This is a genomic window from Bacteroides sp. NSJ-48 (assembly GCF_014287405.1).
GTDB lineage: Bacteria > Bacteroidota > Bacteroidia > Bacteroidales > Bacteroidaceae > Bacteroides > Bacteroides stercoris.
Genome location: NZ_JACOOD010000012.1, coordinates 78,961 through 102,861 on the forward strand (window position 1 = coordinate 78,961; position 23,901 = coordinate 102,861).

The 23,901-nt window shown below is 49.1% G+C and carries 19 protein-coding genes and 3 tRNA genes; 12 read left to right on the forward strand and 10 right to left on the reverse strand.

What is annotated here, in order from left to right:
- Nucleotides 1-25: 25 nt before the first annotated feature.
- The 3 genes from H8S52_RS07880 to H8S52_RS07890 all read left to right on the forward strand — a co-directional run bounded on the left by H8S52_RS07880 (nucleotide 26) and on the right by H8S52_RS07890 (nucleotide 4,572).
- Nucleotides 26-1,534: a lipopolysaccharide assembly protein LapB gene (locus tag H8S52_RS07880; protein ID WP_186909579.1), complete on the forward strand. Its 1,509-nt coding sequence runs from the start codon at nucleotides 26-28 to the stop codon at nucleotides 1,532-1,534.
- A 165-nt stretch (nucleotides 1,535-1,699) separates the two neighbouring features.
- Nucleotides 1,700-3,316 carry a leucine-rich repeat domain-containing protein gene (locus tag H8S52_RS07885; protein WP_255470016.1) on the forward strand — a complete coding sequence of 539 codons (1,617 nt, stop codon included), beginning with the start codon at nucleotides 1,700-1,702 and terminating at the stop codon, nucleotides 3,314-3,316.
- A gap of 332 nt (nucleotides 3,317-3,648) precedes the next feature.
- Entirely contained in the window at nucleotides 3,649-4,572 is a 924-nt protein-coding gene (locus H8S52_RS07890; RefSeq protein WP_117985017.1) for a DUF4595 domain-containing protein, read from the forward strand.
- Between the two features lie 173 nt (nucleotides 4,573-4,745).
- On the opposite strand, the gene H8S52_RS07895 is transcribed toward H8S52_RS07890, so the two are convergent.
- On the reverse strand, nucleotides 4,746-5,267 hold the full coding sequence (locus H8S52_RS07895; RefSeq protein WP_005655236.1) for a porin family protein: 522 nt from the start codon (nucleotides 5,265-5,267) through the stop codon (nucleotides 4,746-4,748).
- 186 nt (nucleotides 5,268-5,453) lie between these two features.
- Here H8S52_RS07895 and H8S52_RS07900 point away from each other — a divergent pair, with 186 nt between their 5' ends.
- Nucleotides 5,454-6,302 carry a mechanosensitive ion channel family protein gene (locus H8S52_RS07900; RefSeq protein WP_186909581.1) on the forward strand — a complete coding sequence of 283 codons (849 nt, stop codon included), beginning with the start codon at nucleotides 5,454-5,456 and terminating at the stop codon, nucleotides 6,300-6,302.
- Nucleotides 6,303-6,409: 107 nt separating this feature from the next.
- Here the strand turns inward: H8S52_RS07900 and H8S52_RS07905 are convergent, their stop codons facing one another.
- Nucleotides 6,410-7,087, reverse strand: a complete 678-nt coding sequence (locus H8S52_RS07905) for an MIP family channel protein (RefSeq protein ID WP_117858442.1) — start codon at nucleotides 7,085-7,087, stop codon at nucleotides 6,410-6,412.
- Nucleotides 7,088-7,375: 288 nt separating this feature from the next.
- On the opposite strand from H8S52_RS07905, the gene H8S52_RS07910 reads away from it, so the two are divergent.
- Nucleotides 7,376-10,333: an AsmA-like C-terminal region-containing protein gene (locus H8S52_RS07910; protein WP_186909582.1), complete on the forward strand. Its 2,958-nt coding sequence runs from the start codon at nucleotides 7,376-7,378 to the stop codon at nucleotides 10,331-10,333.
- 86 nt (nucleotides 10,334-10,419) lie between these two features.
- Here the strand turns inward: H8S52_RS07910 and H8S52_RS07915 are convergent.
- The 4 genes from H8S52_RS07915 to H8S52_RS07930 all read right to left on the reverse strand — a co-directional run bounded on the left by H8S52_RS07915 (nucleotide 10,420) and on the right by H8S52_RS07930 (nucleotide 12,330).
- Nucleotides 10,420-10,492: transfer RNA gene (locus H8S52_RS07915), tRNA-Lys, on the reverse strand.
- Nucleotides 10,493-10,509: 17 nt separating this feature from the next.
- Nucleotides 10,510-10,581, reverse strand: a tRNA-Glu gene (locus H8S52_RS07920).
- 55 nt (nucleotides 10,582-10,636) lie between these two features.
- Nucleotides 10,637-10,723 (reverse strand) — tRNA-Ser (locus H8S52_RS07925).
- Nucleotides 10,724-10,989: 266 nt separating this feature from the next.
- Nucleotides 10,990-12,330, reverse strand: coding sequence for an MATE family efflux transporter (locus H8S52_RS07930; protein ID WP_186909598.1), 1,341 nt, complete (start codon nucleotides 12,328-12,330; stop codon nucleotides 10,990-10,992).
- 128 nt (nucleotides 12,331-12,458) lie between these two features.
- Here H8S52_RS07930 and H8S52_RS07935 point away from each other — a divergent pair, with 128 nt between their 5' ends.
- The 6 genes from H8S52_RS07935 to H8S52_RS07960 all read left to right on the forward strand — a co-directional run bounded on the left by H8S52_RS07935 (nucleotide 12,459) and on the right by H8S52_RS07960 (nucleotide 20,169).
- Nucleotides 12,459-13,043 (forward strand): Crp/Fnr family transcriptional regulator, encoded by a 585-nt coding sequence (locus tag H8S52_RS07935; protein WP_117899388.1) that lies wholly within the window; start codon nucleotides 12,459-12,461, stop codon nucleotides 13,041-13,043.
- A 208-nt stretch (nucleotides 13,044-13,251) separates the two neighbouring features.
- Nucleotides 13,252-14,187, forward strand: a complete 936-nt coding sequence (locus tag H8S52_RS07940; protein ID WP_186909583.1) for a site-specific integrase — start codon at nucleotides 13,252-13,254, stop codon at nucleotides 14,185-14,187.
- Between the two features lie 508 nt (nucleotides 14,188-14,695).
- The gene (locus tag H8S52_RS07945; RefSeq protein WP_186909584.1) at nucleotides 14,696-16,099 is read left to right on the forward strand and encodes an undecaprenyl-phosphate glucose phosphotransferase; all 1,404 of its coding nucleotides are present in this window, start codon (nucleotides 14,696-14,698) and stop codon (nucleotides 16,097-16,099) included.
- A 43-nt stretch (nucleotides 16,100-16,142) separates the two neighbouring features.
- Nucleotides 16,143-16,949, forward strand: a complete 807-nt coding sequence (locus H8S52_RS07950; RefSeq protein WP_186909585.1) for a polysaccharide biosynthesis/export family protein — start codon at nucleotides 16,143-16,145, stop codon at nucleotides 16,947-16,949.
- Nucleotides 16,950-16,991: 42 nt separating this feature from the next.
- The gene (locus tag H8S52_RS07955) at nucleotides 16,992-19,403 is read left to right on the forward strand and encodes a polysaccharide biosynthesis tyrosine autokinase (protein WP_186909586.1); all 2,412 of its coding nucleotides are present in this window, start codon (nucleotides 16,992-16,994) and stop codon (nucleotides 19,401-19,403) included.
- A gap of 145 nt (nucleotides 19,404-19,548) precedes the next feature.
- Nucleotides 19,549-20,169 carry a UpxY family transcription antiterminator gene (locus H8S52_RS07960; protein ID WP_186909587.1) on the forward strand — a complete coding sequence of 207 codons (621 nt, stop codon included), beginning with the start codon at nucleotides 19,549-19,551 and terminating at the stop codon, nucleotides 20,167-20,169.
- A 38-nt stretch (nucleotides 20,170-20,207) separates the two neighbouring features.
- Here H8S52_RS07960 and H8S52_RS07965 read toward each other — a convergent pair whose 3' ends face one another.
- From H8S52_RS07965 to H8S52_RS07975, 3 genes are read right to left on the reverse strand one after another with little or no spacing between them, the layout of a single operon-like run.
- Nucleotides 20,208-20,648: an N-acetylmuramoyl-L-alanine amidase gene (locus tag H8S52_RS07965; protein WP_117666971.1), complete on the reverse strand. Its 441-nt coding sequence runs from the start codon at nucleotides 20,646-20,648 to the stop codon at nucleotides 20,208-20,210.
- A 3-nt stretch (nucleotides 20,649-20,651) separates the two neighbouring features.
- Nucleotides 20,652-20,753 (reverse strand): smalltalk protein, encoded by a 102-nt coding sequence (locus H8S52_RS07970; protein WP_151878525.1) that lies wholly within the window; start codon nucleotides 20,751-20,753, stop codon nucleotides 20,652-20,654.
- A gap of 54 nt (nucleotides 20,754-20,807) precedes the next feature.
- A complete protein-coding gene (locus H8S52_RS07975; protein WP_005655200.1) occupies nucleotides 20,808-21,308 on the reverse strand; it encodes a hypothetical protein in 501 nt (166 codons plus the stop codon).
- Nucleotides 21,309-21,564: 256 nt separating this feature from the next.
- Here H8S52_RS07975 and H8S52_RS07980 point away from each other — a divergent pair, with 256 nt between their 5' ends.
- Complete coding sequence (locus H8S52_RS07980; RefSeq protein WP_005655197.1) at nucleotides 21,565-21,789, forward strand: DUF4248 domain-containing protein; 225 nt, start codon at nucleotides 21,565-21,567, stop codon at nucleotides 21,787-21,789.
- Between the two features lie 120 nt (nucleotides 21,790-21,909).
- On the opposite strand, the gene H8S52_RS07985 is transcribed toward H8S52_RS07980, so the two are convergent.
- On the reverse strand, nucleotides 21,910-23,889 hold the full coding sequence (locus H8S52_RS07985; protein WP_186909588.1) for a bifunctional DNA primase/helicase: 1,980 nt from the start codon (nucleotides 23,887-23,889) through the stop codon (nucleotides 21,910-21,912).
- Nucleotides 23,890-23,901: the final 12 nt, after the last annotated feature.

Consider the following 23,901-nt stretch of genomic DNA (forward strand, 5'->3'; position numbering starts at 1 on the left):
AGTTCCGCGAAGCCTAAAAAAAGAAATGCAGGAAATTCACACAAAGCTCCTCATTTCCCGCCTTTCACTTGTGCAAAACATCTTTTATCACTACATTCACGGCATGAAACGCCTTATCATACCTATTATATGTATGCTCCTGTCGCTGGCGGGATGCCATGAACGCAAACCGCTCCCCAGCCTTGACCTCGCGGACAGCCTGCTGACCGATGCCGGCGATAAATCCGGGGCTTTGCGCATCTTCCTGCAAATCGAAGAGCAGCTGCAAAGCCGGCAAGACCCTTACAATAAAGGGCTTCTCTACGAACGCATCGGTAGTATATACTACGGACAGATGAACTACGTCCGCGCCTACCACTACTTCAAGCAGGCCAGAGAGAATTTTCAGGTATCCGACAGTCTTTGTAAGGAAACGGAAGCTACGCTTGATATGGCAGCCTCATCCTACCGCCAGAAAGATTTGGAGCGTGCCATCAGGCTATATTCCGCCGCCCTCGACCTTGCCGACGAGCAGGCAGACGAGCGTCTTGCCGGAGCAGCCCTCAGCAACCTTGCTTCCCTCTATGTAAAATCGGGCAGAAAACAAATTCCCCAGGACCTGCTGCAACGCATCGAACAGTCGGCACGCAAGGCATCCCGCTACAGCGCACACACCATGGTGGACGTCCAGCTCCTCAAGCACCATACGGACAGCGCGCGCCACTACCTGCAACTGGCAGAGGCGCAAGACAATGACGTGCTCGACCGGGCCGAACTGCAATACACAGCCTACCGGATAGAGGCCCTCTCCGGAAACTTCCGGAAAGCGACCGACCATATACACCGCTATATCTATCTCACGGACTCCCTCACCCGTTCCACCATGCAGGTCTCCGCCGGTATAACGGAGAAAGAGTATTTCCAGGAACAATCCGCCTTTGCCGAATACCGGATGAAGAACCGCATCTTCTGGGAAACCACCGTTATCTGCGGCATATTCATCCTCGCCGGAATAGCCGTTTATATCATCCGCCAGCGCCTGCGCATCCAGCGCGAACGCACCGACCGTTACCTGCTGCTGGCGGAAGAGGCCCGTGCCGAATACCGGGCGCTCACCCGGCAGCTGGAAGGACGGCAAGACACGGAAAAGCGGCTGAAGAGTCTGGTTGCTTCCCGCTTCGACATCCTCGACAAACTCGGAAAGACCTATTACGAGCGCGAGAATACCCCATCGCAACAGGCAGCCATGTTTCAGGAAGTAAAACGGATAATCACCGACTTCTCGGAAAACAGTGAAATGCTCCGGGAACTCGAACAAATGGCAGATACCTGCCATGACAACGTCATGCAGAAACTCCGGCAGGACTTTCCGGCAATGAAAGAAAATGACATCCGCCTGCTCTGCTACATCTTCACCGGATTCTCCCCGCAAGTAATCAGTCTGTTCACGAAAGAGAGCGTGGCAAACATCTATGCCCGGAAATCCCGGTTGAAGTCGCGCATCAAAACAGCCGGAACACCCCATACCGACCTGTTCTTATCCCTTTTCGGATAGATGTCAGAGCCGTGTTAGAAAAAGGCAAATCCTCACTTTATAATTCACTGTAAAACAACATCATAAAAACGTACCCGTTAGATTTACACATTCAAATCGTAACTCCCGGAAGAGCCGTATTCACTATCTTTGCAACCGGAACAACGATTAAAAATGTGTAAGAATATGAAGAATAAAATTATTTTTTTAGTATGTGCGGTCTTCCTGACGGTAGCATGCGAAAAGGAGCAGCACACAGGAAAAGAAAGCCGTGTAAGCGTAACCGTTTATGACGAAAACGGAAAAGTGATGCCCGGCGTTCCCGTAAAGATGTATGACGAAAAAGACTACAAGGCATTCGAGCAAGATAACCTCACACTGCCTACTGCCGGCGCAACCGCCAACGCGCAGGGTATCGCCCTGTTCACGCTGCCCGGCGAAACATGGTTCTCCGGACAATCGCAGCGCTTCCTGACGTTTGTCGTACAGGAAGGCGGCGGTCCGGATAACTACCGTATATGGTCCGTCGGAAAAACGATAGATGCCGGAAAAGACATACAGCTTGAAATCCGCCTGACTTCCGCCCTCGCCCCCGGAGAAGAGCAACCGGAAGACAAAGCAACACTTACCAGACTGTCCATTGTACAGCCGCCTCATAAAATAGTATATACTTTGGGAGAAGAGCTGGATTTGGAAGGCCTTCTGCTGACCGGCATCTACAGTAACGGACAAGAATCCCCCCTTACTGTAACCCCGGAACAGGTCAGCGGCTTTTCTTCCGATGTTCCGGCAGAGCGGCTGGAACTGACTATCGGCATAGAAGACCGTCAGGCAAGCTTCACCGTAAGCATTGTCCCCGTCTACGTGCAGGAAGGCGTATTGACAGGAGCGTATAAAGGATACAGCGAAATCACGCTTCCCCCACACGTAACAGCCATTGCACCGGAAGCCTTCATGCAGAACAGGCAAATCACCAGAGTCGTGATGAACGAGGGACTGACCTCTATCGGCGAAATGGCCTTCTTCAACTCCGGCATACAGGAAATCGTATTCCCGTCCACCTTGCAGCAGCTTGCGCCGGATTTGTTCTACTACTGCGACCGGCTGAAACGGGTCGACCTCTCGCACACCCAAATCACCCGGATTCCCGAAAGCGCTTTCGCATGCTCCGGAGTAGAAGAAGTATTACTGCCGTCTGCACTCACATCCATCGGGACACAGGCATTCATGATAACGGAACATCTGAAATCCGCAGTAATCCCCCAAAGCGTCACACATATCGGTATGGAAGCATTCCGGGGAAGCGGCATCACCACCGTACAACTTCCCAACAGCATCTCCGCCATAGAGACGCGTGCCTTCTACCTATGTCCCAACCTGACGGAAGTATCCGCATACGGTCCTGCCTCAAGCAACCATCCGGATGCCGTAATCAAAGAGCACTGCTTTGTGGGTTGCCCCAACCTTGCCCGCTTTGAAATTCCTCAAAGCATAAACATCCTGGGCCAGGGTCTGATAACCGGCAACCAAAAGGTACATACACTGACCATTCCCGCCCGTGTCACCCGCATTGACTTTTCCGCTTTCGACAACACAGGCATAAAAGAGGTCATTGTGGAAGCCCTCACACCGCCTGCCACTTCCGAAGGCGAATGGTACGGATTTCCGGAAACCATAACAAGCATTTCCGTACCCGCACAAGCCGTCGAAGCCTACAAAACGGCCGAAGGCTGGAAAAAATTCGCGGATAAAATCAAGGCACGCCCATCAGGTGTATTTCCATCTTCCGGGGATCATATTTAAAAACAGATTAATTCCTGAATATTGACAATATATCATTAATGCCGGATATGCAGAAATAAAGACAAATCACCTGCATTCAACCTATCGGACTATACATCACAAAAGCCGGATTATCCGGTCGGTTTTCGCACCTAACAATCTCTGTTTTAATTTCCTTAAATAAGAATTCAACCCTACTTTTGCATTACTGATATTTTTACATATTCAAGAATTGCAACGAAAGGATGTTATAGCTTTTCTCTTTTATATAAAGAATAGCATATACAATTTCACATCTCTTTCTATTTCTGTTTTTAACGGACCTTCGAAATTGGGGTTAGGAGAATTACATTATGAAAAAGAAATTTGAGTTGGCAAATTTGAGCAAAAGTCTGCTGTACTGTTTTTGCATTTCAATTTGCGCATTGAATCTTACAGCTTGCGACGACGATGACGAAAACGGCACACAAGGTAACGGTCCTGCACCAATCGGCATTCCCTCGTCGGTTATCGACGGTGTACGCGCCACTTCCATGTCGGGCGTTGACGTAACCTACAATGAAGACGGAACCATCAAAGAAGCGGAAGTAGATGGAAACACTCTTGTTTTCAATTATGCCTCTTCGCGTGCAATAAAGGTAGACCCTATCCGCTCTTTAATCAGCATCACTTCATCCGAACGTGAAAGCGAACGCTGGATTGCTTCCGATTTTGCTTTCAACACTTCAGGGTTTGTCACTGCCTATAAATTAAAATATACAGATACGGATCCGGACTTTAGAGAAGAAATGAATATAGCCTATACTTTCAATTACAATGCGGACGGACAGATGCAGAAAATCAGCATGAAAGTCGACGGTAAAGATGACGAAGGTTCTTACTCCGAATCAGGTGAAATCAACTACACCTACAACAACAAGGTATTGGAAAAAATAGAAGCAAAAAGCAAAAACATCACCTGTAGCCAAACCTATGAATATACCCAGGCAATAAAGAACACCTATAACGCCATGCCCCTGCTTCTTCTCCCGGAAGCGCTGGCTTCGGACGATTGCGTATTCAACGTCTTTGCCATAACTGGTTATCTGGGAAATGCCGGTGCAAACCTGCCCACCGCAATGACTATCAAAAACACCGACCTGGAGGATCCGAGCGAGAACTCAACCGAACGTTATAATCTGAGCTACACGCTCAATGAGAATAAAGCCATATCTTCATACACCCTCAGCGGATATGGAGAAACAATGACTTTTCCGTGCGATTGGACAAACTTCTGATATACTGAAACACCTCTTGTTTAACGCGTTATAAGAGGACGTGCAAAATGCACATGATATTTTTTTCAGGCACGGATTACACGGAAGAAGAATAAAGAAAATCCGTGTTTTCCGTGTAATTTGTATTTCCGTGAATTCCGTGTAATCCGTGCCCGAAAATATACGCTGCTCCCTTAGAATCTGTATGCAGCTCCTATATTGATAACCCCCTGGTCGAAATCGCTTACCAGCTGGTATCTGAACTCAAAATTCATCGCCCAGTTACGAGGCAGTGCAAATTCCGCTCCCGCTCCCAGATTTACACCGAACCGGCATTCGTTATGATTGCCGTTATCGTCGATATGCACATGGCCTTCGTCCATATCAATATCAAAGTCGTGCATGTCGAACATCCAGTTGGACAATGTCAAACCGAACAACGGATAAAGCTTAACGCTCTTGGCCACCGGAAACAGATAGTGAAAATTCACGTTCAAATCCAGCATGCTTACATTGTCATTCTCGAAGAAATAGTTGAAAGACGGCTCTATACGGATAGGATTGGTAATATTGTACTGATACTTGATACCCAACCCGATACTTTCGATTTCCGTTCCGTAACTCAGGCCAAAACCTATCGCCTGTTTTCCTTTCTGTGCATGGGCACTACCCAACAGCACAAAAAGCAATCCGAATAAAGTTAATACTTTTTTCATACGTTCATTTTTTATTAATTTATTTAAGTTAGAGTGTAATATTCGGCAAAATTAATGTTTTAATTCTATTTAGGAAATAATACGCATTATATATTTCATACGCCACAACCGCCCGGATTTTGCTTATCTTTGCATGCTGAATATACACCTATTTTATAATGTTATTTTATTTATAAGGAAAAAGAAATGAATTTACTTTTATTGAACACTCCCGCCGCCGGTGGGAAACTCGAACAGACATTGGAAAAACTGATAGATTTTGGAATGGATGCCGGCAAGGACATATTAATCGCCATTTTAATCTATGTAATCGGACGTTTCATCATCAGGCAGATAAGCGTGTTGGTAGCCAGAATACTCGAAAAGCGGAAGATTGAAACCAGCGTACAGACCTTCCTGAAGAGTCTGATAAAGATTCTGCTGAATATGATTCTTGCCTTTGCCATCATCGGCAAGCTCGGTGTGGAAACCACCAGCTTTGCGGCGCTGCTTGCATCCGCAGGTGTGGCTGTAGGTATGGCGCTTTCCGGAAACCTTTCCAACTTTGCCGGCGGGCTGATTATACTGATTTTCAAGCCGTTCAAGGTAGGAGACTACATAGACGGACCGGGAGTAAGCGGCACGATAAAGGAAATACAGATTTTCCACACCATACTGTCCACCCTCGACAACCGTATGATTTATGTGCCCAACGGAAGCCTCAGCGGCAATGCCGTCACCAATTACAGCAAGCAGGACAAGCGCCGTGTCGAATGGGTGTTCGGCGTAGAGTACGGCGAGGATGTGAAGCGAGTAAGAGCCGTGCTGCAACGCATCATCAATGCAGACAGCCGCATATTGGACACCCCCGCTCCTCTCATCGTCTTAGGTTCACTGAGCGCAAGCAGCGTCGATATCACGGTACGCGTATGGGTAAAAAGCGCCGACTACTGGAGTGTACTGTACGATATCAACGAAATCGTCTACCAGACATTCAATGAAGAAGGTATCGGATTCCCGTTCCCGCAACTCACCGTACACCAGTCGAAAGAGTAAAAAAACAGAGGATGTTCCCCAAACACTGCGTTCTGCCGCAATCGGGAAACATCCTCTTTAAATATCCTCTTCAAATATCAGCGGCCCGGTTCAGGCCAGGCACCGGCTCATTCCTTTCCGCCGGCAACTATCTTCCATGCCCCGGCACTCAGCACCGCACCGATAAACGGGCCTACAATGAAAATCCACAACTGGCTCAAAGCCTCTCCACCCTGAAAGAGCGCAGGGCCTATACTGCGAGCCGGATTAACCGAAGTACCGGTATAACGGATGCAGGCCAAATGTACAAGTACCAAAGAGAGACCTATGGCAAGTCCGGCAAAATTACCGGCGCCCTTCTTGGCATCGGTAGTGCCCAATACCACCAGTACAAACACAAATGTAAACACAATCTCGGCCAGCAGGGCGCCCGTTACGGAAACTCCTTCCTGGCAGGCATTGGCGCCTGTTCCGCTCACACCCGCATTGGAAGTCAGCACCCAAAGAACGGCAGAACCTAAAATAGCTCCTATTACCTGAAACAGCATATACATGCCGGCATCCTTTCCGCTCATACGGCCGGAAAGCAGGCAACCGAGCGTTATCGCCGGATTAATGTGGCAGCCCGAAACGCCACCGATAGTATAGGCCATAGCCACCACCGACAATCCGAAAGCAAGCGCCGTACCTATTACCGTGGCCGCCAGATTAGGGTCGGCCGATGTGCACGACAGACTGACTGCCGTGCCGCAGCCCATAAGAACGAGAACCATGGTTCCCAGCATTTCTGCAATGTACTTTTTCATAACATCAATTTATTAGATTAAACTTAAGGCATCCCGATATACCTTATATATAAGGCAACATAACCGGATACCAACGGTACAAATATAAAATTTAAGCAGCATTTATTCACGCTTTAACATAAAAAAAGAACTCAATTATTCATTATGGCGGAAAAATCATCCATAAAGTCCTTTAATCATTTTTTAACAATATCGGCTTACGGCTTTATCAAATTACAGTTATAACTTTGCATGTGATTAAGGAAAGGAAGCCACTCCTTGCCCAATATTTACAGAACGAATTACAAAATGAAAAGCCAAACCAAGAAAATACTCAAACTGTCCGGTATCATACTGGGAGCACTCACAGCCGTTGCAGGCATACTGATTGCCGTAGTCCTGAACTTCATATTCACTTCCGAGAAGCTGACTCCCATAGTATTGGAAGCCGCCAACCGCAACCTGAATGCCAAGCTGGACATGAAAAGCGTGGAGCTTACCTTTTTCTCAACATTCCCCCGCTTCGGAGTGCAACTGACCGACGGAACCCTGGTTTCCAAAGCCATCCGCGACACGCTGTGGCAACGGACCGACACCCTGGTATCATTCAAAAAGGCCGTAGCGGTGGTCAACCCCATGGACTACCTGCGGCAACAGAAAATCAGCATCCACCGCCTGGCACTGGAACATGCCGATATCTATGCCTATAAAAACAAAGACGGCATTGCCAACTGGGACATCACCGTTCCGGATACGGTACAGTCCGCCTCTTCACCTGCCGGAGACGCCATGAACATCAACGAGCTCGACATCCGACAAATTTCCATCAAGCACGCCACAGTAACCATGGACGACCGCGACACACGCATTTTCGCCAACCTATGGGACACAGACCTTACCCTGAAAGCCAATATGAAGAAAGGGCATTCCATGCTGGCGGTAGATTTCCGCAACAAGAACCTTCTCTTCTGGCAAGACGGACAGTTGATGGCAAACCGCATCGCCACCCACCTGCGCACCGACCTTGAACTGAATACCACCCGGCACTCCCTGCTCCTGCACGATGCCATGATTGACATCAACGGTACGAAATTGGGAGTAAAAGGAACCGTGCGCCGCGACACCGCAGCCCAAGCGCTCGACGTCGATTTACAATACGGGCTGCACACCCCCTCACTGGAAACCGTACTGCACATGATTCCGGAGAGCATCCTGAAAAAGGCGGAAGTATCGGCAGGAGGAGAAGTAAGTTTCATCGGCACGCTGAAAGGCATGTACGGTAAGCAGAAGATGCCCCTTGCCACGCTGGACATCAGGATAAAAGACGCTTTCGCCAGATACGCCGGACTGCCTTACGGCATAGACAAGGTAAACGCCGACTTTTCCGCCCGGATAGACCTCATGCGGAATACCCCCTCCTGCCTGAACCTGAAAATCTTCCAGTTCAAAGGAGCCGACACCGACATATTGGCCGATATGAAAGTGGACAACCTGCTCACCGACCCGGACATCACCTTTCATACCCGCTCCACCGTCGACCTGAATACGCTGGCGCAGATTTTCCCTCTTCAGGAAGGCATCGGCATGGAGGGAAAGATGAATACCGACCTGAAACTGCGCTGCCGCCTGTCCACCCTCAAGAAACAGGATTGGGGACGGGTAAAGATGCAAGGCAAAATCAGAACGGACAAACTCGTGCTGCACCATACCCAAAAGAATTTCGAGTTCACAAGCAACGCTACGCTGGACTTTGCCGGCAACGAATGGCTCGGAGGTCGTGTTGAAATCAAGGATATGACGCTCCGCTCACCTGCCCTGAACTCAGCTACGGAAAGCTTTACGGCGGCAATCAGAACCTATCCTACCCAAGACACGCTGCGCCCTGCCAAGACGGAATGCAAGATAGAGATGAACAAGTTGAGAGTATCCCTGGCGGATTCGCTCGACCTCTTTTGCGGAAAATCATCCGCCCGCCTCAAGCTGCAACCCGGAGAACACAACCCTGCCAATCCGCAGATAGGGCTTGCGCTGGAAGCGGACACACTGTTCTGCCGCATGGGCGACGCCCGCCTGGGAATGGACAAAGCAGGCATCGGAATAACAGCCGAGAAAGTACGCGATTCGCTGTGGACACCCAAAGGCATCATCGGTTTCCACCGCATGGCGTTCCGCACCCCGGAATGCGCGCTTCCCATACAGGTGCAGAAAACTTCCGTCACGGTAAACAACCGCGTCATCACCCTGCGCAATGCCACCATGCGCATCGGTAAATCCGATATCACCGCCACCGGTTCGATTCACGACCTGTACGGCGCCATGCAACATCACAAACTTCTGCGCGCCAAACTGGACGTATCGTCCGAACAGTTGGACTGCAACCAGTTGATACGGTCAATATCACTCCCGTCGGATACGCTGGCTGCGGAAAGCGATACGGTCTCCACCGAAGTAAAGCTGTTCGTCATCCCCAAGAACCTGGATTTTGAGCTGCAAACCGATTTCAGGAAAGTCTATTACGAGAAAGTCACATTCAACGATGTCCGCGGAGCTGTGGACATCCGCAACCAGTCCGTCTACCTGAAGCAGCTCAGCATGAAAGGCATGGGTTCCGACATGAACACCACTCTCGTCTATCAGGCAAAATCTCCGGAAGAGGGATTTGCCGGTTTCGACTTCCGGCTGCACAACATCAACATCGGGAAGCTGGTAGACTTCGCCCCTTCCCTGGACACGATTGTCCCCATGTTGCGCTCATTCGAGGGAACGGTCGATTTCAATGTGGCTGCCGCCGCTTCCCTGGACTCCGCCCTGAACATCAAAATCCCCACCATGCGGTCGGCCATTCATGTCAAGGGAGACAGCCTTGTCCTGATGGACGGTGAGACTTTCGCCGAAATCTCCAAAAAATTCTTCTTCAAAAACAAGAAGAGAAACATGATAGACAGCATTTCCGTAAACATCGGCATCAAAGACGGAAATGTAACCGTCTATCCGTTCGAAATATCAATGGACCGTTACAGAGCGGCGGTAGGCGGCACACAAGGACTGGATATGAAGTTCGACTATCACATCTCCATCCTGAAATCCCCCATTCCGTTCAAACTGGGCCTGAATATATCTGGAACTCTGGACGATATGAAGTTCAAGCTCGGCAAGGCGCGCTACAAAGATGCAGTCACACCGGCAGAGGTACATAAAGTCGATAGCGCGATAGTCCATATGGGGCAGCAGATTGCCGAGGATTTCAAAAAGATTATGAAAAGGTAAATTTATATTTTGTAGGAATCCATAAAAGAAAAGCTCCGAAAATCATTGATTTTCAGAGTTTTTCTTTAATTTACATTTCTGATTTGTACACCCTCAGGGATTCGAACCCTGGACCCACTGATTAAGAGTCAGTTGCTCTACCAACTGAGCTAAGAGTGCATAAACAAATTTTACTGTAGTGGATACGAGAATCGAACTCGTATTGCATGCGTGAGAGGCATGTGTCCTAACCGTTAGACGAATCCACCAACATTTTTTTTAGAAAAGCATCGGTTCTTGTAGACCGATGCTTTCAGTTCCTTGCGGAAGCTGGGGGATTCGAACCCCCGGTACGGTTACCCGTACGTCAGTTTAGCAAACTGGTGGTTTCAGCCACTCACCCAAACTTCCTTAGTAACCAACATTTGTTCTCAAATGCGGTGCAAATGTATGGCAAACTTTTGGACTATGCAAATCTTTCCCGCATATTTTTTTCAGTATTTTTGCAGGGAAATAGATAACACGCTAACACTCAAAACACAATACCCTGTTTAATTTTTCTTCAAAAAGTATTTTCTCAGGCTCCTTTTAGAGTATCCTCATTCAGTTTCCCTATCTTTACCGATGCACACCCCGTTTACTTCCCATAAAGAAAACAGGCCTTTCCTCCCTAAGCATTATCTTATAAAACTCTTGCTTGCCCATTTCATGCTGTACCAACGGCGCACAAAAATAGCCCCGCGGATATTCTCGTCCAGCAAAAACGCTACCCACATGCCGCAAATGCCCCAACCCAACGGAATGCCGAACAGATAGCCAAGCCCTACGGCCACACTCCACATCACTACCAGCCCCACATAGAACGGATAATTCACATCGCCCGCCGCACGCAGCGCATTGGTCGCGAAGATATTGACAGGACGCCCTATCTCCAGCACAATATCTATAACCAGAATGGTAACCCCCATCTTTATAATCTCGGCATTGGACGTCAGCCAGCCGAAAATAACATGCCCGAAAAGAGCAAGAATACAAGACAGAATCACGGTTATCATCACAGATTTCTTCATTACATATTTCCCCATCAGGAAAGCCGCCCGCGGTTTCTTTTCCCCTATCAGATGCCCGATGCATATCGCCCCACCCTGTGCCATGGAAATGCTGAACAGATAAGCAAACATGATGATATTGACACAATAAGTACGCGTGGCAAGCGCTTCCACTCCCAGCATATTAATGAAATAAGTAATCACCACCTGCGACGAACTGTAAGAAAGCTGCTCGCCGGCAGAAGGCAGCCCCACCTTCATCAGATTCTTCAACTCCACCCAAGGGAACGGACGGAAGTAAGCCGGCGGGAAACGGTGGATATGCTTGCGGAACAAGATTACAAACAGGATCACCATGGACACCCCTCTACTGAAAGCCGTAGAGATGGCCGCCCCCTCCACTCCCAATTCCGGAAAGCCGAAACGCCCGAAAATCAAGGAATAGTTGCCTATTATATTCAGCACATTCACCACCACCGTCACCAGCATCGGATACACCGCCTTGTTGGCGCTGCGCAACGAAGCGGAAAGAGTAAGCGACAATGCCTGGAAAAAGGCGAACGCCCCTACAATACGCATATAATCCATGCCGTCCTGCATCAGTTCGGGCCCCAGCCCCATCAGCCGCAGGATAGGCTCCGCACACCCGAACAGCAGCATGCTGATACCTACACCCACCACGAAGTTCACCAGAAGGGATACCCCCACCACCTGCACCACCTGTTTATGCAGCCGTGCGCCGAGATACTGCGAACACAGTACAGAAGTACCGAGATTAATCACCTCAAACACCAGGAAAGTCAGCATGATAATCTGATTGACCACCCCTACGGCAGCCACACTGTTGTCCGAATGGCGACTCAGCATAACGGTATCCACCGCGCCAAGCATCATGATTAATAATGTCTCTATGAAAATGGGGGCAGCCAGCCTGGCAAGCCGTTTCTTCAGATTCTCCTGCTGTATCATTGTTGTAGAAGCGCTATGATAAAAATCGCGCAAAGATACGGAAAGGAAAGGGAGAACAACTTGACGCATATCAAATATTTTTTGCTACCTTTGCCACGCTAAATGACACCCAAACCTGCATAACCGTTATGGACACATTACTCAAAGAAACAGTGAATGCAACCGTCAACTCCCGCTATCCCGGTATGGCGCCCGAAGGCAGACGGCAATTGGAAGAAATCCTGGTCCGCAGAGAAGTGGAAAAAGGCGAACTTCTACTGAAAGAGGGACAGGTAAGCCATAATATCGTACTCGTTGGCAAAGGTATGTTGCGCCAGTTCTATTACAAAAACGGGAAAGACGTCACCGAACATTTTTCTTATGAAGGATGCATCGTCATCTGCATTGAAAGCACGCTGAAGAAAGAGCCCACCCACCTCATGATTGAAGCGCTCGAAGACAGCGTGGTCTACCTGCTGCCTTATGACAAGCTGATGCTTCTTACCGAAATATCGTGGGAAATCAATATGTTCTATCGCAAGATACTCGAATATTCCCTTATTGTTTCACAAATCAAAGCCGATTCCTGGCGGTTCGAGACAGCACGCGAACGCTACAGCCAGCTGATGGAGCAGCAGCCGGAAGTCATCAAGCGCGCCCCTCTGTCTCACATCGCCTCCTATCTGCTGATGACTCCCGAAACCTTAAGCCGGGTACGTTCGGGCATACTCTGATTTTTACGGGAATGCCCGGACCGGTCATAATCTGAATCCATATAGAAATTTACCCTTTCTATATATGGAGTCCTTTTAAATTTTCTTCAAGAAGAACTTCCCAAAGAAGCTGAACAAAATTTAAACAGGCTCTTAAACCCGTCTTATCTCAAATCTTTTTTTGAGGTAGCTTGTTATCAAGCTCATTATCCAACTTAAAATTCAGATTATGACTACCATATACACTTTTGCGCAAAGCGCAATCGAAGAAGCCAGAAGCGCCGGCCGCTACGGCACAGCCAACCTGTACTCCGGCGCCATCAACAGTTTCCGGAATTTCACCGGCGACATCCCCCTTACCTTCAAGGAAGTTACGGCAGGGATGATAAAACGATACGAAGAAAGCCTGTTGCAGAAAGGCCGGAGCCACAATACCATCTCCGCCTACATGCGCATGTTGCGTTCCATATTCAATCAGGCATACCAGCAAGGCGTTCCCGATACGATACCTGCCGACGAACTGTTCCGCTTCGTATTCACCGGCTACGAGCCTACCGCCAAACGCGCCATCTCCCCCGCCCTTATACGGCGTCTCTCGCAACTGAATCTGGAACACTCCCCCAACCTGCGCTTCAGCCGCGATTTATTCCTACTCAGCTTCTACCTGAGAGGCATTCCGTTTGTCGACCTGGTCCATCTCCGCAAGACGGACATGAAGCACAACACCATTTACTACTACCGCCGCAAGACCCGCCAGCAGCTATCGGTCTACCTCGAACCGTACGCCGCCGAGATTCTGCGACGCTACACCGACAAGCACTCCCCCTCTCCTTACCTTCTGCCCATACTCTCAGCGGTCGGTCCGGAAGGCTACCGGCAGTACAAAAGCGCTCTGCGTCTTTACAACCAGCACCTGCACCGGCTATCCAAGATGCTGCGCCTGAGTGTGCCGCTCACCTCCTACGTGGCACGCCACAGTTGGGCCACCACCGCCAAAGAAGAAGGAGTAGCCATCGCCATGATAAGCGAAGGACTGGGACACAGTTCCGAAAAGGTAACACACGTATACCTCTCTTCTTTTAACAATAATGCAATGAGCAAAGCCAACCGGAAGGTTATTTCCACCATCCATGCCAAAAAGAAAAAGAGAAAAAAAGGGGAATAGAATAAAAAATAGCATGTAAATTAATATTACTTGCTATATAAAATTGTTTCATAGATAGTTCATTCTCTTACTTACAAGGTAAGAGAATGAATAAAATACTGTAAAAAAGCTTTTTATAATAACATAAAAGCACTTTTCCTATTGTATCCCTTATTCTTCTATAAAGGCATGGAAGCGAAATGATATTTTTGAAACTTTGTTAAACAAAAGCGATGTATACAATGTAATATGTAAATATTTAATACCTTGAAAATATGTTTTATACCTTTTTATGAGTAGTTATGATGGGAATTTGAGATTTAAAAATAAATATTTTTTTTGTTTGTAATGATAATATTTTTCATACCTTTGCAAACGGAATAATGGTTCTCTTACCTTGTAAGTAAGGGAATGGGTCATCTCTTACCTTGTAAGTAAGAGAACCCATAATTAATCATAACAAATAAGACAGGGAAATCAATTATTTTATTTACAAAAATTCAATGATTGATAGGACATTACGAAGACCATGAAACAAATTTTGCGTTTCAACAAAATTATCAAGAGCATCATCATTGCCGGTGATTTATGCATTCTCAATGCACTCTTTATAACCTTGTACCATGTATTGGACACAGATACCCAGCGTATCCTTCTCTCCGATTCACTGCCGCAATTGTTGGTATTGTTGAATTTGGTCTATCTCTTATGTAACTATTCCAAAGGAGTCGTGCTTCACCGCCGCATCGTACGTGCAGACCACATCGTAATGCGTGCCGTACGCAATACATTCTGCCATGCGGTAGTATTCATCAGCCTTATCACGCTGGTGCATTTCGGCAGTTTATCCACACGCTTCCTCGTTATATTCTATACGGCATTCCTTGCACTGCTTGTATCATACAGACTCATATTCAGACATTTCGTCAAAATATACCGCCGCAAGGGAGGCAACCGTCGTACTGTCGCACTCGTGGGCGACGGCTCCAATATGGTCGAACTCTACGAAGAGATGACCGCCGACCCTACTTCCGGCTTCAAGGTAGTGGGCTATTTTGCCGAGCATCCTTCCGACAATTATCCGAAGGAATGCCACTATCTGGGCACTCCTCAAGAAGTAATCCCTTATCTTAAGAAAAGTAAGGCCGAACAGTTGTACTGCGATCTTACTTCCTCGCATAGCAAAGAGATTCTGCCCATCATCAGCTACTGCGAAAACAACCTGATTCATTTTTACAGCGTGCCCAACGTACGCAACTACCTGAAACGGCGCATGCACCTTGAACTGATAGGAAACGTACCCGTACTGGACATTCGTCAGGAACCGTTGGCGCAACCCGAAAACCGGTTGGCAAAACGCCTGTTCGACATTGTATTCTCATTGCTGTTCCTATGCACAATCTTCCCTATCATCTTCATTATAATAGGACTGGCTATCAAGATAACCTCGCCCGGACCTATCTTCTTCAAGCAGAAGCGCAGCGGCGAGGAGAACAAGGAGTTCTGGTGCTATAAGTTCCGTTCCATGCGTGTCAACAAGGACAGCGATAAGGTGCAGGCTACTTTAAACGACCCGCGCAAAACCCGTCTGGGCAATTTCATGCGCAAAACAAGCATCGACGAACTGCCGCAGTTCATCAACGTTCTGTTGGGCGACATGTCCGTAGTAGGTCCCCGCCCGCACATGCTGAAACATACCGAAGAATACTCCAAGCTGATTGATAAGTATATGGTACGCCACCTTGTCAAACCCGGCATCACCGGTTGGGCGCAAGTCACCGGCTTCCGCGGAGAAACCAAGGAACTCTGGCAAATGGAAGGACGTGTGGAGCGCGACATCTGGTATCTGGAACACTGGACGTTCATGCTCGACCTGTACATTATCTACAAAACCGTGAAGAATGCGGTTAGAGGAGAAAAAGAAGCTTACTAAAACGAGTTGAAAGCTGAGAGTTGAAAGTTAAAATCAAAAACACATGAAAAAAAGAAGTCTGATATTTTTATTATTACCTCTGCTGCTGGCAGGATGCCAAAGCTATAAGAAAGTACCTTATTTGCAAGACGATTTGCAGCAGATTGCCATGGCGGATACAAGCGCCCGAAACATGCCCTTGTACGATGCTCGCATCATGCCGAAAGACTTATTAACAATCGTGGTGAGCTGCCCGGAAGAACCGGCGTTGGCAGAACCGTTCAACCTTACCATAGCAACCCCTGTCAGCAATACAGGCAGCCAATCACTTACTTCCCAACCGGCATTACAGCAGTATCTCGTAGACAATAACGGAAATGTGGAATTTCCAGTATTGGGTACTATCCACTTAGGGGGACTCACCAAGGGAGAAGCCGAACAATATATCAAGGATCAACTCAAGTCTCAGTTCCGTGAAACGCCCATTGTCACTGTACGCATGATCAATTACAAAATATCTGTTATCGGTGAAGTTGGTAGTCCGGGAACTTTCACTATTTCCAACGAAAAGGTCAATATTTTCGAAGCCCTTGCCATGGCAGGCGATATGACTATCTACGGCATTCGCGACAATGTCAAACTGATTCGCGAGGACAATACCGGCAAGCGGAAAATTGTCACACTCAACCTGAACGACCAGGACATTCTGCAATCACCTTATTACTACCTGCAACAGAATGACATCCTGTATGTCACTCCCAATAAGACCAAAGCAAAAACATCCAATATCAGCAGCAGTACCACCATCTGGTTCTCGGTTATCGGCTCATTGGTATCATTGGCGAGTCTTATTATCGCAATTACAAAATAAGAGAAATTGAACCTCAACAAACAAAAATAAAAAATTACAGACGTGAAAGAAGAAACATACGACGACCTGTTCGAAGAAAAAGAAGAAAAGACCAACTGGCAGGCAATGCTTTTCAGATACATCATCCGGTGGCCCTGGTTCATTGCCTCAGTCATTTTCTGTCTGGTATGCGCCTGGCTCTATTTGAAGACCATTACTCCCGTGTACAACATAAGTGCGTCCATGATTATCAAAGATAATAAGAAAGGAGGCAATACCGGCAACGACCTCAGCGCTTTTGAGGACCTTGGTATCATATCTTCTTCTCAGAATATCGATAATGAAATCGAAATTCTTCGTAGCAAATCGCTTATCAAAGATGTGGTCAGCGAATTGGGATTGTACATCAGCTATTCCGGCGAAGGCGGATTCCAGAAGCCCGATTTATACGGTTCTTCTCCAGTACTCGTACATTTTCTGCCCGAAGATGCCGAACGGCTTAAAGCCCCCATCCTACTGACCGTCAACTATCAGTCCGGTAACCGGATAGATGTAACGGCAACCATCAATGGAAATACCGTCAACAAGCATTTCACGGAACTGCCTGCTGTTCTGTCCGGAGAGGCAGGTACACTCACGTTTACTTCCAATCCCACCACCCCCATTACCGGTAGCGGCAGTGTAGATGTGAGCATTGTCAATCCGCTGTCCGTAGCCAAAGGGTATCGGGGTGCCTTATCCATCGAACCGACCAGCAAGACCACTTCCGTTGTTACCGTATCGATAAAGAATACGAACAAAAAGCGCGGTGAGAACTTCATAAACAAACTTGTCGAAATCTATAATAAAAACGCCAACAACGACAAAAACGAAGTGGCGCAGAACACCGCCCGCTTCATCGATGAACGCATCTCTGTCATCAATCAGGAATTAGGCACTACGGAACAGGAATTGGAAAGTTTCAAACGCGAAGCAGGACTTACCGACCTCAGTAGCGATGCCCAGCTTGCCGTTAGCGAACAGTCTGCCTACGAAAAGCTTTGCGTAGAGAACGGCACCCAGCTCAATCTGGTCCAATACCTCTCCGAGTATATCCAAAAACCGGAAAATGCAACCGCCACTCTTCCTGCCAATGTAGGGCTGAACGACGAAACGTTATCGGGTCTCATCGCCCAATACAATGCGTTGATTCTGGAACGTAACCGTCTGTTGCGTACCTCTTCAGAAACTAACCCGGTTGTCCGCCGCCTCGAAAGCAACATACAGGACATGCGTGCCGGCATCCTCACAACCATCGCCAGTGTACGCAAAGGACTGCTTATCACCAAAGCCGACCTCGACCGTCAGGCAGGCAAGTACGCCGGGCGCATCAGCAATGCTCCTGCCCAAGAACGCCGCTTTGTCAGCATCCAGCGCCAGCAGGAAATCAAGGCGGGACTCTATCTCATGCTGCTGCAGAAACGCGAGGAAAATAATATTGCACTTGCCGCCACCGCCAACAACGCCAAAATCATCGATGATGCGTTGGCAGATGATTTCCCCGTATCTCCCCAAAGCAAAAAAATTTACATGATGGCATTTGTGCTCGGTCTCGGTATTCCGGTTGCCATCATCTACATACTGAACCTGCTGAGCTACCGCATCGAAGGACGCGCCGACGTTGAAAGACTCACCAATGTCTCCATTATCGGCGATGTTCCCTTGAACGATTCGGAAGACAAGCACGCCATTGCCGTCCGCGAAAACGACAACGACATCATGGCGGAAACTTTCCGCAGCCTGCGCACCAACCTGCTTTTCATGTTGGGCGACCCGGACAGAAAAGTCATTCTCGTCACCTCTACCATGAGCGGTGAAGGAAAAACATTCATAGCATCCAATTTAGCTGTCAGTCTGGCATTATTAGGCAAGAAGGTCATCATCGTGGGGCTCGACATCCGCAAGCCGGGATTGAACAAGGTTTTCCGCATACACCACAAGGAAAAGGGAATCACCAGTTTCCTCTCCGCTCCCCAAAGTACCGATTTGCGTTCCATGATACTGCCTTCCGAGGTATCGGACAATCTTCATGTACTACCCGGTGGAGCCATCCCGCCCAATCCCACGGAACTGTTGGCACGCAAATCCCTGGACGATGCCATCGAACTGTTGAAAAAAGACTACGACTATGTCGTGCTCGACACTGCCCCTATCGGCATGGTCACCGACACGCAGCTCATAGCACGCGTTGCCGACATCAGCGTTTACGTATGCCGTGCCGACTATACGCATAAGAACGACTACCAGCTCATCAACGAGCTGTACGCCAACAAGCGTTTGCCCGGTCTGTGCACTGTTATCAACGGCCTGGACATGAAAAAGAAAAAGTACGGCTACTATTACGGCTACGGCAAGTACGGCAGGTACTACGGCTACGGCAAGAAATACGGCTATGGCTACGGGTACGGTTATGGCGATACTTCTGATTCGAAATAAGATATTCACCCCATAAGCCTGGGGAACTTCTACATGCAATGCTGTCCTTGTTTCCGGGCTTATTTTTTGTTTGTTTGCTTGTATGCTGTGGCAGCAGAGCGCTGCTGCCCGGCATACTTTTTAACCCAACCGAACGTAAAAAACAATGCAGAATACGAATCACATAGAAACAAAAAACAATACAGCACCCCGCCAATGGCTGGTGGCCTATGTACAGTCGTGCCTTGAGAAAAAGACTGCACAACGGCTTGCCGCTATGGGCATCGAGTGCTACCTGCCCGTCCAAAGCGAGATTCGCCAGTGGAGCGACCGCCGCAAACGGGTAGAGCGTCTTGTGATTCCCATGATGATATTCGTGCATGTCACTCCGCAGGAACGGCCGCTCCCCCTGAGCCTGCAGGCGGTCAGCCGCTATATGGTACTGCGCGGCGAAAGCACCCCTGCCGTCATCCCCGACGAACAGATGGACCGGTTCCGCTTCATGCTCGATTACAGTCCCGAAGCGGTGGAAATGTGCAGCGCCCCGCTGGCTCCCGGCGATGCTGTGAAAGTAATAAAAGGGCCGCTTGCCGGACTCGAAGGAGAGCTTATCACTGTGAACGGGAAAAGTAAAGTTGCTGTACGGCTGGATATGTTGGGGTGTGCGCATGTGGATGTACCTATAGGATTTGTCGAGAAAAAGGGGGAGGGAATGGAAGGACAAAAGAACAAAAAGACAAAAGAGATACAGAAGAGGAGGCAACAAGAAGAAAAGGCTGTACGATGATTTTACTATCACCCTACAGCCTTTTCAGCATCCCGCTATCAGAATTCCTTCCCTACATCAAAGCAGGGACATTGCTTGGTCCACTCCATGGGTTCCACTTCCCCGTTTCCGTTCAGGTCGGGACTGAGGTCCCTGTGCCCCACTACACATGTACCGGGATATTCCTGTAATAACTTTCCCACCAGCACACTCAGCGAATGTCGCTGCCACTCTGTCCTCGTATCTTTCGGATTTCCGTAACGGTCCAGCCCACCTTCATAACAGATGCCTATCGAGTGAGCATTGTAGCCCCGCACATGCGCCCCCACTTTGCTTACCGGACGGGTAGCCAGGACTCTTCCGTCACGCCGCACATAGAAATGATACCCCGTTCCGTCGAACCCTATAAGCCTGTGAGAAGCCTCCAGCGCCTGTTCGGTCAACGCATAGTTCTCGCGCGTGGAGCTACAATGGATTACTATCAGGTCAATCGCTCTCATCTCCTAATAGTTCATCGCATTCGCACCAAACACACCCAGCACAGCCGAAGCCACTGCAATTACCACTTTCAAAATCGTATCCCAAAAACCTTTACTTTTTCCCATACTTCTTTTTTTCAATTTAAAAATTTAAAATTCATCATTCAAAACACCTTATCCTTATCCCAACGGGTTCTCTTCCTCACCGCCGGCATTTCCGCCGCCGTTGCCGCTACCGCCCGATGTCTTGTTGTCGTCGGACACCAGCTCGAAATTGATATTGTTGGGTGCGCCCTTCGTGGTGGCAACCGAATCGTTCACCAGTCTGAGCGTAGTGGCGACCTTGAAATTAATCCGCACCTTGTCAATATTCTTCACCGTACAATCCTTGGGATTTTCCGTTGCTATGCAGTGAAACGAAGTGCGGAAGATACCGAAATCATCCAGACGGACACTGTTGCCGTCGGTCAGCTTCTCGCGCATGTTTCTCACAATCGCCTTGCCCACGTGCAGCACATCCTCTGCCGACATACCTCCCAAAGCCTCTATTTCTTCCGAGATGCGTTTCAAATCATACATCTTCGCGTCGCGCGGTTTTCTTTTCAGGATATAAACCAACGGAGACGTCTTGTCGCCAATCTTCTTGTAGCGCTGTGCGCGTACTACCAATGCTGTTGCCATAATTCTTAATTGTTAATTGTTAATTGTAAATCATTCATCGCTCAATCCGAAGGGGCCCTTTCTTCTGACCGGCGATACAAAGATAGCACCTTCCCCACCCGCTTCCGCCCCTTTCCGCTCCTTCGCACATCATTGCACACCATAAAGCGTTTTTCTGCAACTTATGACACCTTACGACGCAATAAACTGTCCTTTTTTCTTTCGCAAACCACTAATATTCACTAACTTTACATCATAAAAACAAATAATAAAAAACATGGAAAAATCCTCTTTCATCCCCCGCAGCTACAGCAAAAGCGAGCTGGCAATCTTATACAGTCCCAGCATCACGCCCAAGGCAGCCGTCCGCAAGCTCAACCGCTGGATAGCCTTCAAACCCGGACTTCTGGAACAGCTTGCCGCCACCGGCATGCTTCCCAATGCCAAGTGCTACACTCCGATTCAGGTGCACGTCATCGTAGAAGCATTGGGAGAACCATAGCCCCCGAAAAGCCAGGCGTTTAAAAGCCGAATGCCCGGAGTTTGCATCTGAAACTCCGGGCATTCCAGCCTGAAACATGAGGCATTCCGGGAGCAAACACCCGGTCTTTCTGGAGCAAACTCACGGGGTTACCAGCCCCATCCACGGCAGCCTGTCCTTATCCAGAACCTTCCCCTGCATCTCGGTCATTATCTGTTCCTCCGATTCCCGTTCGTCATACCGCCCGCACGGCTGTCTCACAAACAGCACGCTTCCCGTCCGACACAAATCCTGGTCGCGCACCTTCAGCATATCCAGCCGGGTATAGCGCCTGTCCGGTTCCTCGATGCGGCTTATGGAAAAGATGAAATCGGCAAGGTTCGCCCAGTTGGCGCTGCCCGAAATGGTATACATGTCTATCTCCTCCAGCTCGTTCTTCCCGTTCAGCTTTTTCAGGCTGCGGGGATGTGCCACAATAATCACCCAGACACCGTTGTTACGCCCCCACGCCTGCATCTGCGTTAGCATACCCTTGATGGCCTGTGTCTCCGTGTTGTAGCGTCCGGTTTCCATTTCCATAAAGAGGTACGGGTCGATGATGAGATACTTCAGCGGCATGGTGCGTTTCACCCGCTCCGCGCGCTCTATGATATTGGCGGGCGTGGGCGAAACCTCGTGCAGGTCCAGGTGCACCATGTGTCTGTCCATGAAAGAGACGATAGGCTGCAACTGTTCGCGGGTGTATGCCGCCGTGTTCACCTTGCCCAGCATCAGGCGGATAAGATTTGCCATGTGCTTGTTCTTGTCGGGAACCTCAAAGGAGAGGTAGCACACGTTACGCCCCGTCTTGGCCATGAGGCGGCAGGTCAGGTCGTTCAGAAAATCGGTCTTGCCGCTGTTGGGCTTTCCGGTGGCAATTATCAGTCCGCCCTGGTCGGTTGGATGGAACACCCGGTCGGTAAGCGGACCATAACCCACATCGTAACCGTGGTCATAATTGCCGTTCAGCACATTCATAATCTCATCCGCACGTTCGCTCACGGTGATGATGTCCGACGTACGGTGCGGGCATGCCGAGCCGATAATCTCGCGCACCACATCGGCGCCGTACGCCACAAGCACGTCGGATATGTCCTTGCAGCCGCCGGGCAGGACGGTGAACAGGCATCGCGTACCGAAATAGTCGGCAAGATGCTTCACAAGCGTCCTTCCGGGCAGGTCGCTGTCGCCGCAAATCACCAGCTCCTGCACCCGGTCCAGCCAGGGGCGGAAAGCCTCGAAACCTTTGGAAAGGTCGCTTGCCGCGCCGTTGGGCACGCTGATGACGTACGGATAGCCCGCCTCGCGCAACGTCAGCACATCCCTTTCCCCTTCGGTGACAATCAGGCGCGGAATATTCTCTTCGGCAATCAGCAGCGGGTTGATACAGTCGATGTTGTAAGGCGGGCAAGGCGTGGTGGGCGAATCCTGGCTCCAACATTTGGTATAGCCGGAAGCGGTGGCATCGCACGAGCGGTACTTCACGTTGACGGGCTGCCCGTTGATGTAGTTCACATAGGCGATGCACTGGTACATCATCCCCGCAGCATTCTTTTTATCCTTTCCGTCCTTGCTGTCCTTGCCTCCGAAGCAGCGGTGCACCAGACAGCCGATACGCGCGTCGATGGCTGTTTTCAACGAGATTCCCATATCGGCAAGATAACGGCGGGCGGCAAGCTGTCCGGTATCGGTGGTCTCCGGGTCATCGGTCAGCGGTTTGATTTTGGCAATTACCTCAGGCGACAGCCGTTTGTAGTCTTCGGGAAGCATCGATACCTCAAATGCGGCGCTCCCTCCGCCTGCCGATGCCATACCGCCCGTCTCTCCTTTCCCGGCACTTCCCTTTGCCACCGGCGAAGTTCCCGCCGGACTTCCGGCATCCTGCCACCCCGTACTTCTGCGCTCTGTCCAAAAGTCCTTCAGCTTCCCGTGAAAGTCGCACCCCGCATAAAAGCAGCAGTACAATCCCGTATCGCGCGAAATGGCAAGATGTTTTTTCCCGCACTTGGGACACTCTGCTATATAATTCTTCCCCGCTCTTCTACGCTCGGGAAAATCACTCAAATAATAAAACGGCTTCATCCTCCGAAATTT